This window comes from Rahnella sp. GSA61A, assembly GCF_019969905.1.
GTDB lineage: Bacteria > Pseudomonadota > Gammaproteobacteria > Enterobacterales > Enterobacteriaceae > Rahnella > Rahnella aceris.
The window spans coordinates 1-1052 of the sequence record NZ_JAHXYO010000053.1 but is presented as its reverse complement, the minus strand read 5'-3'; the positions used below and the strand labels follow the sequence as shown (position 1 = coordinate 1052).

Genomic DNA, 1052 nt, shown 5'->3' with positions numbered 1-1052 from the left:
TCATCCATCGCGATTGGGTGGATCAGGGTAACAACCATGTTCACGTTGTCACCAGGCATAACCATCTCAACGCCTTCTGGCAGTTCGATAGTACCGGTCACGTCAGTTGTACGGAAGTAGAACTGTGGACGGTAGCCTTTGAAGAATGGAGTATGACGACCACCTTCATCTTTGCTCAGGATGTACACTTCGGAATCAAACTTGGTGTGTGGTTTGATTGAACCTGGTTTAGCCAGAACCTGACCACGTTCGATATCTTCACGTTTGATACCACGCAGCAGAACACCAACGTTCTCACCAGCACGGCCTTCGTCCAGCAGTTTGCGGAACATTTCAACGCCAGTACAAGTAGACTTAACAGTGTCCTTGATACCGACGATTTCAACTTCTTCGCCCACTTTAACGATACCACGCTCTACACGACCGGTAACAACTGTACCACGGCCGGAGATGGAGAATACGTCTTCGATTGGCAGCAGGAATGGCTTATCGATAGCACGCTCTGGCAGTGGAATGTAGCTGTCCAGTGCTTCTGCCAGTTCGATGATTTTCGCTTCCCAAGTGGCATCGCCTTCCAGTGCTTTCAGCGCTGAACCTTTGATGACCGGGATGTCGTCGCCTGGGAATTCGTAAGCAGACAGAAGTTCACGAACCTCCATTTCTACCAGTTCCAGCAGCTCTTCGTCATCTACCATGTCGCATTTGTTCATGAACACGATCATGTATGGAACGCCAACCTGGCGACCCAGCAGGATGTGCTCACGAGTCTGAGGCATAGGGCCGTCAGTTGCAGCAACAACCAGGATAGCGCCGTCCATCTGTGCAGCACCGGTGATCATGTTTTTCACGTAGTCGGCGTGCCCTGGGCAGTCAACGTGCGCGTAGTGACGAGTCGGGGTGTCATATTCAACGTGAGAAGTGTTGATGGTGATACCACGAGCTTTTTCTTCTGGTGCGTTATCGATCTGGTCGAATGCGCGTGCAGAACCGCCGTAGGTTTTAGCCAGAACGGTAGTGATTGCTGCAGTCAGGGTAGTTTTACCGTGGTCAAC

Annotated in this window: 1 protein-coding gene; it reads right to left on the bottom strand. The window is 51.2% G+C overall.

Features of this window, described 5'->3' with window-relative positions; genetic code table 11:
* The coding region (tuf, locus tag LC431_RS26180; RefSeq protein WP_223510482.1) for an elongation factor Tu at positions 1-1052 on the bottom strand (1052 nt) is incomplete at both ends.